General features: G+C 67.0%; 15 protein-coding genes. 10 read left to right on the top strand and 5 right to left on the bottom strand.

What is annotated here, in order from left to right:
• Window positions 1-55 precede the first annotated feature (55 nt).
• A complete protein-coding gene (locus ACUYV6_RS09460; protein WP_449278412.1) occupies window positions 56-2,341 on the top strand; it encodes an ATP-dependent Clp protease ATP-binding subunit in 2,286 nt (761 codons plus the stop codon).
• Window positions 2,342-2,353: 12 nt separating this feature from the next.
• On the opposite strand, the gene ACUYV6_RS09455 is transcribed toward ACUYV6_RS09460, so the two are convergent.
• Window positions 2,354-3,127: a DUF1345 domain-containing protein gene (locus ACUYV6_RS09455; protein WP_449278411.1), complete on the bottom strand. Its 774-nt coding sequence runs from the start codon at window positions 3,125-3,127 to the stop codon at window positions 2,354-2,356.
• A 64-nt stretch (window positions 3,128-3,191) separates the two neighbouring features.
• Here ACUYV6_RS09455 and ACUYV6_RS09450 point away from each other — a divergent pair, with 64 nt between their 5' ends.
• From ACUYV6_RS09450 to ACUYV6_RS09440, 3 genes are all read left to right on the top strand, one after another.
• A complete protein-coding gene (locus ACUYV6_RS09450; RefSeq protein ID WP_449278410.1) occupies window positions 3,192-4,082 on the top strand; it encodes a diacylglycerol/lipid kinase family protein in 891 nt (296 codons plus the stop codon).
• A 92-nt stretch (window positions 4,083-4,174) separates the two neighbouring features.
• Window positions 4,175-5,101 carry a glycerophosphodiester phosphodiesterase gene (locus ACUYV6_RS09445; protein ID WP_449278409.1) on the top strand — a complete coding sequence of 309 codons (927 nt, stop codon included), beginning with the start codon at window positions 4,175-4,177 and terminating at the stop codon, window positions 5,099-5,101.
• A gap of 18 nt (window positions 5,102-5,119) precedes the next feature.
• Entirely contained in the window at window positions 5,120-6,091 is a 972-nt protein-coding gene (locus ACUYV6_RS09440; RefSeq protein WP_449278408.1) for an aldo/keto reductase, read from the top strand.
• Here ACUYV6_RS09440 and ACUYV6_RS09435 read toward each other — a convergent pair.
• A complete protein-coding gene (locus ACUYV6_RS09435) occupies window positions 6,080-7,315 on the bottom strand; it encodes a glycerate kinase (protein WP_449278407.1) in 1,236 nt (411 codons plus the stop codon). The two genes, ACUYV6_RS09440 and ACUYV6_RS09435, sit on opposite strands and share 12 nt — an antisense overlap.
• Before the next feature lie 56 nt (window positions 7,316-7,371).
• On the opposite strand from ACUYV6_RS09435, the gene ACUYV6_RS09430 reads away from it, so the two are divergent.
• Window positions 7,372-8,016: a TrmH family RNA methyltransferase gene (locus ACUYV6_RS09430; protein WP_449278406.1), complete on the top strand. Its 645-nt coding sequence runs from the start codon at window positions 7,372-7,374 to the stop codon at window positions 8,014-8,016.
• 5 nt (window positions 8,017-8,021) lie between these two features.
• Here the strand turns inward: ACUYV6_RS09430 and ACUYV6_RS09425 are convergent, their stop codons facing one another.
• On the bottom strand, window positions 8,022-8,753 hold the full coding sequence (locus ACUYV6_RS09425) for an HAD family hydrolase (RefSeq protein WP_449278405.1): 732 nt from the start codon (window positions 8,751-8,753) through the stop codon (window positions 8,022-8,024).
• A 250-nt stretch (window positions 8,754-9,003) separates the two neighbouring features.
• Between ACUYV6_RS09425 and ACUYV6_RS09420 the strand changes: the two genes are divergently transcribed.
• Genes ACUYV6_RS09420 through ACUYV6_RS09400 form a run of 5 tightly spaced genes read left to right on the top strand, consistent with a single transcriptional unit; the run spans window position 9,004 to window position 13,897 of the window.
• Window positions 9,004-10,134: an ABC transporter substrate-binding protein gene (locus tag ACUYV6_RS09420; RefSeq protein WP_449278404.1), complete on the top strand. Its 1,131-nt coding sequence runs from the start codon at window positions 9,004-9,006 to the stop codon at window positions 10,132-10,134.
• Between the two features lie 7 nt (window positions 10,135-10,141).
• Entirely contained in the window at window positions 10,142-11,101 is a 960-nt protein-coding gene (locus tag ACUYV6_RS09415) for an ABC transporter permease (protein WP_449278403.1), read from the top strand.
• 3 nt (window positions 11,102-11,104) lie between these two features.
• Entirely contained in the window at window positions 11,105-11,884 is a 780-nt protein-coding gene (locus ACUYV6_RS09410; RefSeq protein WP_449278402.1) for an ABC transporter permease, read from the top strand.
• Between the two features lie 31 nt (window positions 11,885-11,915).
• Window positions 11,916-13,070, top strand: coding sequence for an ABC transporter ATP-binding protein (locus ACUYV6_RS09405; protein WP_449278401.1), 1,155 nt, complete (start codon window positions 11,916-11,918; stop codon window positions 13,068-13,070).
• Window positions 13,067-13,897 (top strand): alkaline phosphatase family protein, encoded by an 831-nt coding sequence (locus ACUYV6_RS09400; RefSeq protein WP_449278400.1) that lies wholly within the window; start codon window positions 13,067-13,069, stop codon window positions 13,895-13,897. Before ACUYV6_RS09405 ends, ACUYV6_RS09400 begins: the two co-directional genes overlap by 4 nt.
• 51 nt (window positions 13,898-13,948) lie before the next feature.
• Here the strand turns inward: ACUYV6_RS09400 and ACUYV6_RS09395 are convergent, their stop codons facing one another.
• Both ACUYV6_RS09395 and ACUYV6_RS09390 read right to left on the bottom strand, forming a co-directional pair.
• The gene (locus tag ACUYV6_RS09395) at window positions 13,949-14,848 is read right to left on the bottom strand and encodes an ABC transporter permease (RefSeq protein WP_449278399.1); all 900 of its coding nucleotides are present in this window, start codon (window positions 14,846-14,848) and stop codon (window positions 13,949-13,951) included.
• Window positions 14,845-15,804, bottom strand: a complete 960-nt coding sequence (locus ACUYV6_RS09390) for an ATP-binding cassette domain-containing protein (RefSeq protein ID WP_449278398.1) — start codon at window positions 15,802-15,804, stop codon at window positions 14,845-14,847. The genes ACUYV6_RS09395 and ACUYV6_RS09390 overlap by 4 nt, the downstream gene beginning before the upstream one ends.
• Between the last annotated feature and the right edge of the window lie 9 nt (window positions 15,805-15,813).

The raw sequence follows: 15,813 nt of genomic DNA, 5'->3' as shown, positions 1-15,813 counted from the left end.
CGTATCGGGCAGCGGAGCCGAACAGCAGCAGTCTGCTGAACGAGAAAGGATCCAGATGCAGGCGAATTGGCAGCCCGCCTCGGGAGGCGGCGACGAAGAGCAGAGCGCTCTCGAGCAGTTCGGCGTCAACCTCACGGAGGTCGCCCGGTCGGGCAAACTCGACCCCGTCATCGGACGAGATTCCGAGATCCGGCGGGTGAGCCAGGTGCTGACCAGGCGCACCAAGAACAACCCCGTGCTGATCGGAGAACCCGGCGTCGGCAAGACGGCCGTCGTCGAAGGGCTCGCTCAGCGCATCGTCGCAGGCGACGTCGCCGAGTCCCTCAAAGACAAGGAGCTCATCTCCCTCGATATCTCGGCGCTGATCGCCGGTGCGAAGTATCGCGGCGAGTTCGAGGAGCGCATGAAGGCCGTGCTTTCCGAGATCAAGGAGAGCGATGGAGAGATCATCACCTTCATCGATGAGCTCCACACGCTCATGGGCGCGGGTGGCGGCGAATCGTCGGTCGCGGCGTCGCAGATGCTGAAGCCCATGCTCGCGCGCGGCGAGCTGCGGCTCATCGGCGCGACGACCCTCGACGAGTACCGCGAGTACATCGAGAAGGATGCGGCGCTTGAGCGCCGTTTCCAGCAGGTCTATGTCGGTGAGCCGTCCGTCGAAGACACGGTCGCGATCTTGCGCGGACTCAAGGAGCGCTACGAGGCGCACCACAAGGTGACGATCGCTGATTCGGCGCTTGTGGCCGCGGCCGGACTGAGCAACCGCTACATCACCGCCCGTCAGCTTCCCGACAAGGCGATCGACCTGATCGACGAGGCCGCGAGCCGCCTGCGCATGGAGATCGATTCTGCGCCCATGGAGATCGACGAGCTGCGCCGCGCGGTCGACCGCCTCAAGCTCGAAGAGCTCGCCCTCAAGAAGGAGAAGGACGCAGCGTCGAAGGAGCGCCTGGCGAAGCTGCGGGACGATCTCGCGGGGAAGCAGGCGGAACTCGACGTGCTCGAGGCGCGCTGGGAGAAGGAGCGCTCGTCTCTGAACCGTGTCGGCGAACTGCGCGAGAAGCTCGACCAGCTGAACATGCAGGCGCAGGTGGCGCAGCGCGAGGGCAACCTCGAGAAGGCGTCGAGGCTGCTCTACGGTGAGATCCCGGTCATTCAGAAACAGCTCACCGAGGCGGAGCAGGCGGAGATGGCCGGTGAGGTCGACGGCGAGCCCCGTATGGTGAACGACCAGGTCACCGATGAAGACATCGCCGGGGTCGTCGCGGCCTGGACGGGGATTCCTGTCGGACGACTGATGCAGGGTGAAACCGAGAAGCTGCTCCAGCTCGAAAGCGAGCTCGGTAAACGCCTCGTCGGCCAGGCTGATGCGGTCGCAGCCGTCTCCGATGCGGTACGACGCACACGCGCCGGCATCGCCGACCCGAACCGGCCGACCGGATCCTTTCTCTTCCTCGGCCCCACCGGCGTCGGCAAGACGGAGCTCGCGAAGGCGCTCGCCGAGTTCCTGTTCGACGACGAGCGCGCCATGGTGCGCATCGACATGTCGGAGTACGGCGAGAAGCACTCGGTCTCGCGGCTCGTCGGCGCACCTCCCGGGTACGTCGGCTACGAGCAGGGCGGTCAGCTGACGGAGGCCGTGCGCCGTCGCCCGTACTCGGTCGTGCTGCTCGACGAGGTCGAGAAGGCGCATCCCGAGGTGTTCGACGTGCTGCTGCAAGTGCTCGACGACGGGCGACTCACCGATGGTCAGGGGCGCACGGTCGACTTCCGCAACACGATCCTGATCCTCACCTCGAACCTCGGCAGCCAGTACCTCATCGACCCCGACATGGCTTGGGCTGCAAAGGAGGACGCCGTGCGCGAGACCGTGCGGCGGGCCTTCAAGCCCGAGTTCGTGAACCGCCTCGACGAGATGGTCATCTTCCGGCCGCTGTCGGAGGAAGATCTGGCGCAGATCGTCGAGCTGTCGATCGATCGCTTGCAGGATCGCCTCTCCGAGCGTCGCCTCACGTTGGGCGTCACACCCGAGGCGCGGGCCTGGCTCGCGGCGCGCGGTTACGATCCGATCTACGGTGCACGCCCGCTGCGTCGCCTCATGCAGAAGGAGATCGACGACCGCCTGGCTCGGGCGCTGCTCGGGGCACAGGTGCACGACGGAGACGCCGTGCGCGTGGGACTCGCAGACGATGGTGAGCGGCTCGAGCTCTCCCGGGTCGAGATGCCTCCCGTGAGTGGTACGGGAGGGGTGTTCCCGGGCGACGGAATCCCTGGCTCGGGTGCTCCGAGGGTCGGCGGCGACGATGACGACGTGATCGAAGCCGAGCTGCTCGACGAGTAATCGGACTCGCGGTCACCCGCCGCTCATCGCGGAGACCATGCCGCCGAGAATCGACACGGTCATGGCGACGACGAGCGCGTTGAACATGAACGCGATCCAGGTGTGCGTGCGTACGGCGCGGAGCCCGGCGCGAGTTCGCGGGGTGCCCGCAGACATCGCACCGACCGACGAGACCATGGTCGACATCGAGATGAAGTCGGTGAAATCGGGCGCTTCGTCGATGTCGAAGGTGATGCGCTCGCCGGCGGCGTGCAGGCGGAAGTACCTGAGGGCGAAGGAGTAGAGCATTGTCGCCCACGAGGTGGCGGCTGTCGCGAGCACGAGGGCGGCGAGCAGCAGCCCGCGGCCGCTTCCGCCGACGAGGATCGCGGCGATCGCGAGGACCAGTGTCAGGCCTGCCGCCGAAAGCGACATGCTGCCCGCGTCGTGGCTCTGACCTGTGCCGAACCATCGGGCGAGCGGCCCACGCTTCTTCCGGTACTGCGCGGCTGCGATCCTCATCGCGCGCTCGTGAGGTGCACGGGTGAAGAGCAGGTGGGTCCAGATCAGGTAGGCGAGCGATGAGAGCGCAGTCGCAACGCAAGCCAACGCGATGGTGTGTGCGAGGTCGAAGCGTCCGTCGTATCCGATGAACGCGAACACGAGGATCGGTGCTCCGAGGATCAGGTAGGTGCAGATATTGCGGAAGTCATCGTCATAGGCGAGCGGGATCTCTCGTCGGTTTCGTCGCGTTCCTCGGGCCTCGCGGGCTCCTGGATGTGCTCGGGCACGTCGCACTCGTCGCATGAGGACAGCGTACCGATCGGGCCCGGTCGCGGTGCCTCATCGGCCGTTGTGTCACACTGACAGCGTGAAGAGCATTGCCGTGCTGGTGAACCCGGTTGCGGGCCGCGGCCGCGGCAGTGCAGCGGCGGACGTCGCCGTGGAGCGCCTGCGGGAGTTCGGCGCGCACGTGCACGTATTCGTCGGCGATTCGGTCGACGACATGCGGGTTCGCGTCGCTGCGGCCGTCGCGTCGCGACCCGACGCGATCGCGATTGTCGGCGGGGATGGCACGCTCGCACTGGTCGTGGACGAGGTGCTCGACGCGGGCATTCCGCTCGCGCTGGTGCCCGCCGGAACCGGCAATGACCTCGCACGCTCCCTGGGCCTGCCGCAGGATCCGGCGCAGGCAGCCGAGCTCGCCGTGCGGGGAGTGCCGCGAGCCGTCGATGTCGGCCAGGTGGAGAGTGCGGAGGGGATCTCACGGTTCGTGACGATTGCGGCCCTCGGCTTCGACGCGCGCGTCGCCGATCGCACCAATCGGCTGCGGTACCCGCGCGGGCGCCTGCGCTACTACCTTGCGATCGTGATCGAGCTCATCCGGCTGCGCGGAATCGACTTCACTGTCGGTATCGATGGGGCCGAGCCGGTGGCGATGCCGGGCATCCTGATTGCCGTGGGGAACACCCGCAGTTACGGCGGCGGGATCCCGATGTGCCCCGAGGCCGACCCGGGTGATGGGCGCTTCGACGTCACTCACGCCACGACAATCGGGCGGGCCCGGTTGCTGCGGTTGCTGCCTGTTCTGCTGCGGGCACGGCACCGGGATCGACCCGAAGTGACGCAGTTCCGTGCCGAACGCCTCGAGATCATGGGCGGCGGCATCACTGTGTACGCCGATGGCGAGCGGGTCGGATCCGGCCGCGTGAACTTCACGCTGCTGCCCGGGAGGCTCAGCGTGCTCGTGCCCGCGACCTGAATTGAGGCACCCCAGAAAGATCACAGAACGGTAACGGAATTCGCTAAGCTGTGAGGCACTGCGCGAGGCAGCGCGGGGCAAGGAGGCGCAACGTGTCGGCCGAGGGGATGGCAGCCGAGGGGATCCTGACGCATCATCGCGGCGCGCTCCGGGCCGGGCTGATCGCCGGCGCCCTGACGCTCTGCCTCGTCATCATCTTCGGCCTCAACCCGCACGATGCGCGCGCGAGTCCGCTGCAACAGCACGGTGCCCTGCAACGGCACGGAGACATCGGCATCGTGTCGCATCGCGGCGCCGCAGCCATCGCACCCGAGAATACGCTCGCCGCCACGCACATCGCCGCCCGGCAAGGGGCCGACTTCATCGAGGTCGACCTGCAGCTCACCGCCGACCGCGAAGTGGTGCTCATGCACGATCCAGACCTCGCGCGCACGACCAACGGTGAGGGTCTCGTCACCGAGCGCACGCTCGCCGAGATCCGCTCACTCGATGCCGGATCGTGGTTTGCGAAGAGTTTCGCAGGTGAACCGGTGCCGACCCTCGCGGAGTTCATCGATGCCATCGAGGCGACCCCCACGAGCGCGATGATCGAGCTCAAAGGAGAGTGGACGCGCGCCGATGTCGAGGCCGTCATCGAGCTGCTGCGTACGCACGGCATGATGAACCGTATCGTGCTCGAATCGTTCGAGACGGGCACGCTCGTGCTGCTGCACGAGTTGGCGCCGGAGTTCGCCCGGATGCTACTGACGCGTGAACTCGACGCACACGCACTCGAATTCGCGCTCGATGTCGAAGTGTCGGCGATCGGCGCGCGCGAGGGGCTGTTCGATGAGTCACCCGAGGTCGCCGCACAGATCAGAAACCTCGGTATGGGGGCTCTCGTCTACACGCTGAACGATGAGGAATCGTGGGACCGTGCGGTGGCACGCGGCAACGACCTCATCATCACGGATGACCCCGTAGGGCTCTACGATTGGCGTGAAGCCGTCGGGGTGCTGGAACCTGACGACGAACGCTGAGCAAGTGAGGATGTACGTATGACCACCCTTCCCCGTACCCGCATCGGATCATCGGACTTCGACGTCGCCGCGTTCGCGCTCGGAGGCAACGTCTTCGGCTGGACCGCGAATCGGGAGACCTCGTTCGCCGTGCTCGACGCGTTCGTCGCAGACGGCGGCGACTTCATCGACACCGCCGATGGGTACTCCCACTGGGCCCCCGATAACGGCGGAGGCGAGTCCGAGACGATCATCGGGGAGTGGCTGAGCGCCCGCGGCAATCGGGACGGTGTCGCGATCGCGACGAAGGTCTCGACCCACCCCGAGTTCACCGGCTTGGCTGCCGACAACATTGCGGCCGCCGCAGACGCATCGCTGCAGCGGCTGGGCACCGATCGCATCGATCTGTACTACGCGCACTTCGACGACGCCGAGACTCCACTTGAGGAGACCGTCGCCGCGTTCTCCCGACTCGTCGACGAGGGCAAGGTGCGCGCGATCGGCGTTTCGAACTACAGTGCAGCGCGAATCGATGAGTGGTTCCGCATCGCTCGCGACGGCGGCTACCACCTCCCGGTCGCGCTGCAACCGCACTACAACCTCGTCGAGCGAGGATTCGAGACCAACGGACTCCGCGAGGTCGCCGAGCGGGAGCATCTCGCGGTGTTCCCCTACTACGCGCTCGCGAGCGGTTTCTTGGCGGGGAAGTATCGAGGAACCGATGCGGGCGCTGCCGGGACCGCTGGGGCGGTGAGCCCGCGTGCGGAGGGTGCGGCGAAGTACCTTGATGCCCGAGGCGAGCGAGTACTTGCGGTGCTCGACGATATCGCGACCTCGCATGGTGCCCCGGTCGCGACGGTCTCCCTCGCGTGGTTGTCCGGGCAACCGACCGTCTCCGCTCCGATCGCGAGTGCGCGTACTCCTGAACAGCTGCCCGCGCTGCTCGCCTCGGCGTCGCTCGAGCTTTCGCGCGACGAGCTCGAGGCGCTGACTGACGCCTCAGAGGGCTGAGCGCTCGCCGCTGAAACCACTGCGCAGGTCGAAGAGCCGGCAGAGGTGCGCCGCCGTCTCGGCGAGCAGCTCCGGCGTGCGCGCCGCGAGATCCGCCAACGTCGCGGGGCCGTCGGCGAGCGACACCGCCGCTGTGATTCCGGCGTCTCGACACGCCTCGGCGGTGAGGGCCAGGGATCCCGCGACGACGATCACGGGGACGCGTTCGGCCGCCGCCGCAACCACACGAGAGACCACCTTGCCATCCAGGGACTGGGCATCAAGGCGTCCCTCGCCGGTCATCACGAGACGGGCCTCGGCGACGGCAGCATCGAGGTCGACCGCTTGAGCGACGAGCTCGGCACCGGGTACCGTCTCGGCGTCGAAGAGCGCGACGGGCCCCACGGCGAGGCCGCCCGCGGCACCGAGCCCCGGACGCGTCTGCAGGTCGGCCGCGGTCGCAGTGCCAGACCTCGCGCCAGCAATGCCGGACCTCGCGCCAGAAGAGACTGCCGACGCCAGCGCCTCGGCGAGCCGCGTCAGCGCTGCATCTATGAGTGGCACCTGCTCGGATGACGCTCCCTTCTGCGGCCCGAAGACAGCCGCAGCACCTCTTGGCCCGACGAGTGGGTTCTCCACGTCGACGGCGATGCGCCAGCGCGCCTCCCGCGCGACGGGGTCGAGCCCGGAGAGGTCGACGCGATCCAACTCGAGGAGCCCATGCGCACCCGGCGGCACCTCGGCCCCCGCAGCATCGAGCAGCCGAACACCGAGTGAGCGGAGCAGGCCGGCACCGCCGTCATTCGTCGCGGATCCTCCAATGCACAGCAGAATCTCTCGCGCACCGGCATCGAGAGCGGCACGCACGAGCGCACCGACGCCGGCGGAGTCGGCATCGAGCGGTTGCGGCGGAAGATCGGCGACGAGCGGGAGCCCATTCGCCTCGGCCGCTTCGACGATGGCAGTCGCACCGTCAGGTGAGATTCCGACGCGACCGATTCGCGCTCGCCCGAGCGCGTCGGTTGTCGGAACGGTCAGGATGCGCCCCTTCCACGCCGCAGTCAGCGCGTCGAGCGTGCCTTCGCCGCCGTCGGCCATCGGAATCTCGCGCACCCGTACGCGCTCCCCGAAGACTGACCGGATACCGCGTGCGAGAGCCGCCGCTGCCTCGGGAGCCGAACAGCTCCCCTTCAACGAGTCCGGTGCGACGACGATGAGCGGGTGATCCGCCTCCCCTGCTTCCATGGTCACAGCCTAGAGTGCCGCGCGCGGAGCCCCGCGGAGAAGAGGAGAATAGGGGGATGGATGAGCGATTGACCGCAGAAGCGAGTCGTGCGGGCGTCGGGCCGTGGCCGGGCGGACGCGAGGAGTGGCCGAGTGAGGAGCGCTACGATCCAGAGCTGCTCGAACACGGCGACCGTCGAAACGTGATCGACCGCTACCGCTATTGGCGCATGGAGGCCATCGTCGCGGATCTCGACGAAAAGCGGCACCCCTTCCACGTCGCGATCGAGAACTGGCAGCACGATATGAACATCGGCACGATCGTGCGCAGTGCGAACGCGTTCGCCGCCGACACCGTGCACATCGTCGGTCGACGTCGCTGGAACAAGCGCGGTGCCATGGTCACCGACCGCTACCAGCACGTCGAGCATCGCGAAGACATCGACGCACTCGTTGCTTGGGCGCGTGAGGCCGGGTTGCCGATCATCGCGATCGACAACATCCCCGGCTCGGTGCCGATGGAGACGTTCGAGTGGCCGGAGCGCTGCGTCATGCTCTTCGGGCAGGAAGGACCCGGACTGTCGACGGAGGCATTGGCCGCTGCCGAGTCCGTGGTGGAGATCACGCAGTACGGATCCACCCGCTCGATCAATGCCGCATCCGCGGCAGCGGTGGCCATGCACAGTTGGGTGATGCAGCGCTCGACGCTGCGACCCCGCTGAGCGCTTCAGCGCTCGAAGAGTTCGGGCCGCAGCTCGGAAACGGCGTACTCCGTGTACTCCGAGCGCTCGGTCTCGGGGAGCGCGTCTCCGACGACGACTGAGACGATCCCCGCCGCGCGGGCCGACGCCAGGCCCGTGCGCGAGTCCTCGAACACGACCGCGTCCGACGGATCGGTCTCGAGGGCGCCGAGTGCGAGCAGGTAGCAATCGGGTTCGGGCTTCGAGTGCTCGACATCCTCGAGCGCCACGACCGCGTCGATCACCTCGAGCAGGTCGAGCTGGTTCAGCGTCGGCACGACGACGGCCTTGCTCGCCGCGGTGACGACGCCGACGGCCTTGCCACGGGCCTTCGCGGCGCGCACGAAGTCCTCGGCGGCAGGCGAGATGCGGCGCTCACCACTCACCCGATCGAGGTAGCGCCGGTTGAACTTGGCGACCAGCGCACCGGAGGTGTCGACCCCGGAGACGTCGATGCCGTGCTCGCGCGCGGCCTCTCGGGCGAGAATCGCGAACATCGCAGCTTCGGTCTGACCGACGAGATCCTCGAAGTATCGATCTCGGTCGATCACGACGCCGAACTCCTCCACCGCGATCTCGACGACGAGGTCTGCGATCAGCTCCTCGTCGTCGGAGAGCGTGCCGTTGAAGTCCACGAGCACCGTCGAAGCCCGATCCAGGAGGGCAGCGACATCGGCGCGGACATCGTTCTCGGTCATCATGACAGCGTTCTCGGTCATCAGTCAGTGCCCTTCGTTCGTCACGTGCCCCGTGTACTCCATGTCGTCCGTGTGCTTCGGGTGCGACTCCGGCCGAAGTGCGTCGGCGCAGTTGGGTGTGCTCGTGGGCGACTCTACGCGCCCGGTGTGAACTCGGTGTGAAGCAGAGTTCACCTGGAGGTCGCCGTTCGGTGAGGGGCCGGAAACGTTGGTGGCGAATGATGATCGACGACTGATCCGCTTCGAGAGAAGGACACCTGCATTGCCTCATATGAACACCCGCGTCGTGCGGACGATCGGCGCCTCGGCGCTCGCCCTCGGTCTGCTCGGACTTGTCGGTTGCGCGTCTACGGACGCCGAAGCGGGAGCAAAGCCCGCGCTGGGAACTTCGTTGGATGAGATCACCGAACTCGCCAAGGATGAGGGACGGGTACACCTCATCGCCTACCCGGAATCTTGGGCGAACTACAAGGAGTCGTTCGAGATCTACACCGAGGCGACCGGCCTCGAGGTCGAAGTCTCGAACCCCGACGGTTCGAGCGCCGAAGAACTCGAAGCCGTCCGCAATCTCAAGGGACAGGACACGCAGCCTGACGTGCTCGATATCGGTGCAACGTTCACGTCGCAGGCGATCGATGACGGGCTCGTGACCCCGTACAAGCCCTCGACGTTCGATGAGATTCCCGATGCACTGAAGGACCCTGACGGGAACTGGACCGCCGCGTACTACGGCGTCATGAGCATCGGTGTGAATGCCAATGAGGTCGATGTTCCCGAGACCTGGGCTGATCTGAAAGACCCGCAGTACAAGGGCAAGATCGCGATGGGTGATCCGCGCGAGGGTGCGGCGCAGCTCGCGCAGGTCTTCGCGGCAAGTCTCGCCAATGGGGGATCGGCCGACGATATCTCGCAGGGCATCGAGTTCTTCTCGGAGCTCGCTGAAGAGGGGTACCTCGTCTCGACCGAGTCGAGCTCGCAGTCGCTCGCCACGGGTGAGGCTGCGGTCATGCTCGACTGGAACTTCAACTTCCCGGGTATCACCGCGGAGATGGAGAAGTCGGGCGTCGACCTGCAGGTGAGCACCCCGGCAGACGGCGTGTTCGGTACGTACTACGCTCAGCCGCTCACCGCCGACAGCCCCCAGCCGAACGCCGGCGCGCTCTGGATCGAACACCTGCTGAGCGACGAAGGTGCGATCTCGTACGCGAAGTCGGGGGCCATCCCGGCCCGCTACGAGAGCCTCGTGGAGAACGACGTGATTCCCGCCGACGTGCTCGAGCAGCTGCCGCCGGCCGATATCGTCGAGCAGATCACCTTCCCGACGCCGGAGCAGAATGACGCCGCCACCGAGCTGATCATGGCCGAGTGGGGTACCGAGGTCACCGGCAAGATGGGCTTCTGACGGATCGATGTCGGCCACGCTTATTGATCAGGATCGGGAGAGCGCTGCACCCGCGCGTGTGGTCGCCCCCGGTCCGCACACTTCCCGGCGCGGGAGGAACGTTCGTTCCTCCCGCGCACGCGGACTGCTCGACCTGCTCGGTACCCTGCCGTACTTCCTCTTCGTCGGCCTGTTCCTCGTGGTACCGGTCGTCGTCACGGTGGTCACGGCCTTCCGGGATGCCGATGGAGCATTCACGCTTGCGAACTTCGCCCAGTTGGGCGAAGAGCAGTACGTGAACGCCTTCGTCAACTCGATCTCCCTCTCACTGGTGACGTCGGTGATCGGCGGCGTGCTCGGTCTCGTCGTCGGGTGGGCGCTCGTGAACGCGACGAGGCCCCGATGGTTGAACCAACTGGTCACCTCGCTCGCAGCCGTTGCCTCCCAGTCGGGTGGCCCGCCGCTCGCCTACGCGTTCATCGCGTTCATGGGCACGCAGGGCCTGCTCACCGTGTGGTTGCAAGACCTCTTCGGCTTCTCGCTGAACGAGGTGATCCCGATCGCCTCGTTCTGGGGCATCGTCTGCGCCTACCTCTATTTCCAGATCCCGCTCATGGCGATCCTCTCGATCCCCGCGCTGCAGGGGATTCGCACGGAATGGATCGACGGCGGCATGAGCCTCGGCGCCGGCCGCGCGCGCATCCTCTTCACCGTGACGCTCCCGATCCTCGCCCCGTCGCTCGTCGGAGGCGTCCTGCTGCTCTTCGCGAACGCGTTCAGCGGCTATGCGGCCGCCTACGCGATGGCCGGCAGTTCAGCGAGTCTCGTCCCGATTCTCATCGGCTTCTTCCTCTCGGGCAACGTACTCGTCAACCAGGGGCTCGCCTCCGCGCTCATCACCGGCATGGTCGCGATCATGCTCGTCGTGATGGGGCTGCGCGCGATCCTCCTGAGGCGTGCGACCCGGTGGTCGTTGCAGGAGGACTGAACCATGAAGCGTGTGCTCCCTCATATCGTGCTGATCGCATCCCTGATCGCAGCGTGCCTGCCCCTGGTCGCGGTCGGCATGTTCGGCTTCGTGAATGTGCGCGACGGATTCACGGTCGAGCCGGTGCTCGAGCTGATCGGCAATCCGCGGGTAGTCGAGGCGATCACGAACTCCGTGATTCTGACCGTGCTGACGGTCATCCTCGGATACGCGATCGTGATCCCGAGCCTGATCTGGATGCACCTGCGAGTGCCCAGGGCCCTCGGTTTCGCGGAAACCACGTCGCTGCTGCCCTACATCATCCCCGCCATCGCCCTCGTCGGTGGCGTGAACCTCGTGCTGCGGCCGCTCTTTCCAGGCCTCTTCGTGAGCATCTACAGCCTCGTTCCCTTCTACGTGCTGATGACGCTCCCGTTCATGTTCCGCACGATCGACTCCGGGCTCCGATCCCTCGACTTGCGCACGCTCATGCGTGCAAGCGAGAGCCTGGGCACGACTCCGGTCGGCACCCTCTTCAGGGTGGTGCTGCCGAACCTGTGGCCCGCGATCGTGTCGGGCTCGCTGCTTGTCGTCATGATGGCGTCGGGCGAGCTCGTCATGGCCCAGCTGCTCCTGCACCGCACATTCCCGACGCTGCTCATCGAGCTGGGGCAGTCGCAGGTACGACTCGCTGCGGCGCTCAGCTTCATTTCGATCGTCGGATCGTGGCTGCTCATGGCGGTCATGGTGTTTGCCGGGCAGAGCCGCAACCGCACGGTACGGGCCACCCAGTTCGCGATCTGAACGCGCAGCCGTATATTCCCCGAAAGGCATCATGAAGATCGACCCCACTTCCCGCACCGCCGCCGGTCTGCAGCTCTCGCAGCTGACGAAGACATACGGCGACAAGACGGTGCTGCACGCCATCGACCTCGACGTCAGGCCAGGCGAGCTCGTGACCCTGCTCGGCCCGTCGGGCTGCGGCAAGTCGACGGCGCTCAAGATCATCGGCGGTTTCGAGCAGCCCACATCGGGCACCGTGCGCATCGGCAACACCGATATGACGCGTACCCCCGCCCGCGAACGCGGCACCGGTATCGTGTTCCAGCAGTACTCGCTGTTCCCACACCTCACTGCCGCCCAGAACATCCAGTTCGGGCTCAAAGTGCAGAAGGTCGGCAAGGCGCAGCGAAGAGCCCGCAGTGAGGAGCTGCTCGCGCTCGTCGGCCTCGAAGAGCACGGCGGAAAGTATCCGCACCAGCTCTCGGGCGGCCAGCAGCAGCGAGTCGCCCTCGCGCGTGCGCTCGCCGTCGCACCGCGGGTGCTACTGCTCGACGAACCGCTCTCCGCCCTCGACGCGCTGGTGCGCGAACGATTGCGCGAGGAGATCGTAAGGATCCATCGTGAACGCGGCACCACCACGGTCATGGTCACCCATGACCAGGAAGAAGCGCTCGCCATGGCCGATCGTGTGGCCGTCATGCATGAGGGCCGCATCGCCCAGTTCGACATTCCCCAGGCCGTCTACCGGAACCCGGCGCCAGGATTCGTCTCGCGATTCATCGGCGTCATGAACCGCGTACGCCCGGAAGAACTCACCGCCACCGCGGTGCGACTCTTCGGCGAGACGCTGCCGCGCTCGGCGGTGACCATCGATGAGTCGGGGGAGGTGCTGATTCGCCCGGAAGAGCTGCGGGTGCAGCCGAAGGAGGCCCCGGACGACGACAGCCGCGCCATCATCACCGACCTCACCCTGCGCGGCGGCGTGACGAGCGTGCGCGTGCTGCTCGACGACCTCGACAGAAGCGTGCGCGTCGACATCCCCACCGGAGAAGCAGCCTCGCTGCGCGCCGGCGACAATGTGCGTGTGCGCGTGGCGAAGCGGGTCTCACGACGTGACTCGGCGATGCTCGCTTCTGGCCATGACGGCGCGCTGCCAGCATCGGGCCATGACGTGGCAGGCGCGCAGCCCGGGGAGTCTGCCGCATGAGCCGCGACGTGAAGCTCTTGCTCGTCGGCCTCGATGGCCTGCGCGTTGATCGTGCCTTCGGCACCGGACTCGCACCGACGCTGGACCTGCTCGCCGCTCAGGGCTTCCTGCTGCACGCCGAAGTCGAGGGGCCGACGATCTCGGGGCCGAGTTGGGCCACGATCCTGACCGGAGCGACGCATGCCCAGCACGGCATCGATGACAACGACATGCGTGGACACCGGCTGAGGGACTGCCCGGACTTCCTCAGCCGGGAGGCGGCGGCAGATCCCGCAGTCACCACCTACGCCGCGGCGGGCTGGCCGAACCTCACCGACCCTGCGGGAGTCGGCCCCATCATCAGGTTGCGACAGGACGATATCGACGACGGTCGGCACCATGTCGTCAGCCTGAACGGAGAACTGTACGGGTACCGGGCCATTGATCCGGAGATCGCAGCCCGGGCACGGCTCGCCATCGAGCATGCCGGCCCCGACCTCTCGTTCGTGTACTTCTGCGAGATCGATGATGCCGGCCACTACTTCGGCGTGCACTCGCCCCAGTACGACGAGGCGGTGAGCAACTCCGACCGTCATCTCGGCATACTGCTCGAGGCGGTCGATGCCCGTGTTCGGGATCACGGAGAGACCTGGGTCGTCGCGGCGACGACCGATCACGGCCACCTCGATGCCGGGGGACACGGTGGCTCGACGCCCGAGGAGCGGCAGACGTTCCTCGTGACGGCAGTGCGCGGCGGCGTGCTGCCCGCAGACCGCCCCGAGTCTCTGGCGCCGCGCGAATACGTCGAGTGGTTGCTGCGGGTGCGGGCCGGGCTCACAGGAGCCTGAGACGCGTCAGCGCGCGCGAGAGCCGATCCTGATCGAACCAGACCACCGAGATCAGACAGTCACGTCACGGGTCCAACGCAGCCACCAGCCGAGTGCGATCGTGACGACCCCGTAAGCGACCAGTACCGCGAGTCCGCCCCAGACGCCGAGCGTCGCCGCGCTCTCTGCGGCCGCCGAGGCATCAGGCATCGAAGCGTCACCCGTACTCACACTGCTCATCACGCTTGCACCGACGAATGCGTCGGTCGCGGCGCCCGGCAGATACTTGGCGACTTCGGCGCTCCAGTCCCAGAACTGGGCTCCGGCGCGCAACACGGGTTCCAAGAACTGCGTGAACACGAGCGCGAGCACGATGGCGAAGACCTGGTTGCGCACGAGCAGGCCGAGCCCGAAGCCGACGACCGCCCAGATCGCGAGCCCGGTGACGACACGGAGGCAGAGCAGCCAGGTCTCGCCCGAGTCGAAGCCGGCGCCATGACCATCGATGGCGAGGATCGGCGCCCCGCCGGCGATCGCCCCGATCAGGCCGAGGAGGCCGAGCACGAAACCCACTCCGAGGAGCACGACGGTCTTCGCGCCGAGTACGACGCCGCGTCGCGGCTCAGCGGCGAAGGTGAGCCCCAGCGTACGGTGGCGCAGTTCGCCGGTAGCCATGAGCGCGCCGAAGATGAGGGGCACGACGTAGCCGAAGGTGCTCGCAGTGGAATAGACGATGCCGGCGAGGTCGACATCGGCGGGCAGTGCCGGCATGGATGCGCTCGCGGCGGTCTCGGCGTCGGCGGATGCGAGTGCCGCTTCATTGATCGACGCGAACATGTCGCTGAACAGGAAGGCGAAGGTGAGCGCCATCATCGCGGAGTAGGCGGCGATGACGGCGCCGAGGATCCACCAGATCTTGGTCGCCGTGACCTTGCGGAACTCCGAGGAGAGGCTGCGCGTGAACCGATTCATCGCTCATCTCCAATCGCCGGCCCGGGTTGATTCGGTGCCGACTCCTCGGCACCGTGCTCTGCGGAGCCCCGGTCATCGATGAGGGCGAGGAACCGGGCCTCCAGATCTTCCCGTTGCTCGCTGAGGTGCGACAGCGGAAGCCCAGCCGCGAGCGCCGCACGGCCGACCTCGTCGGGAGTGGCGCCCGTGACACGCATGACCTCGCCGCGCGCTCCGTGCACTGCGGCTCCGGTCGGTGCGAGGGCTGCGGCGAGCGCGCGGTTGTCGGGCGTCGAGACGAGTACGGCGCGCTCCTCTCCGCCGAGGCTCTCGAGTGTTCCCTCGTAGACGAGCGCGCCGCGGCGAATGATCACAAGGTCGTCGACGGTCTGCTGCACTTCGCTGAGGAGGTGAGAGGAGAGCAGGATCGTGTGCCCCTCGGAGGCGAGATGGCGCAGGAACTGGCGGATCCACCGGATGCCTTCGGGATCCAGGCCGTTAATGGGCTCATCCAGCACCAGCACGTCGGGGTCGCCGAGCATCGCCGTCGCGAGAGCGAGACGTTGCTGCATGCCCAGTGAGTAGCCGCCGGTTCTGCGGTCGGCGGCCTCGGAGAGCCCGACGAGTTCGAGCTTCTCGTCGACGGCGGAGGCGGGAACCCCGATCGCGCGTCGCATGATGTCGAGGTGTGCGCGCCCGGTGTGGGCCGGGTGGGCGGAAGCCGAGATCGAGGATCCGAGGGTGCGAGCGGGATGTTCGAGCCGTGCATAGGGCACCCCGCCGACGGTCGCGGTACCGGCATCGGGCCTCAGGAGACCGAGCAGCATGGAGAGCGCCGTCGTCTTGCCTGAACCGTTGGGGCCGAGGAAGCCGGTGACTCTGCCGGGGGCGGCAGTGAAGCTGAGATCGGAGACGGCTGCGAGGTCGCCGAAGCGCTTGGTGAGTCCGGCGATCTCGATGGTGCCTGGCTGCGTCACGTGCCCTCC

The organism is Leucobacter sp. GX24907 (assembly GCF_053567335.1).
Note: the sequence above shows the minus strand (reverse complement) of the source record. Positions and strands in the feature narration are given on the sequence as shown.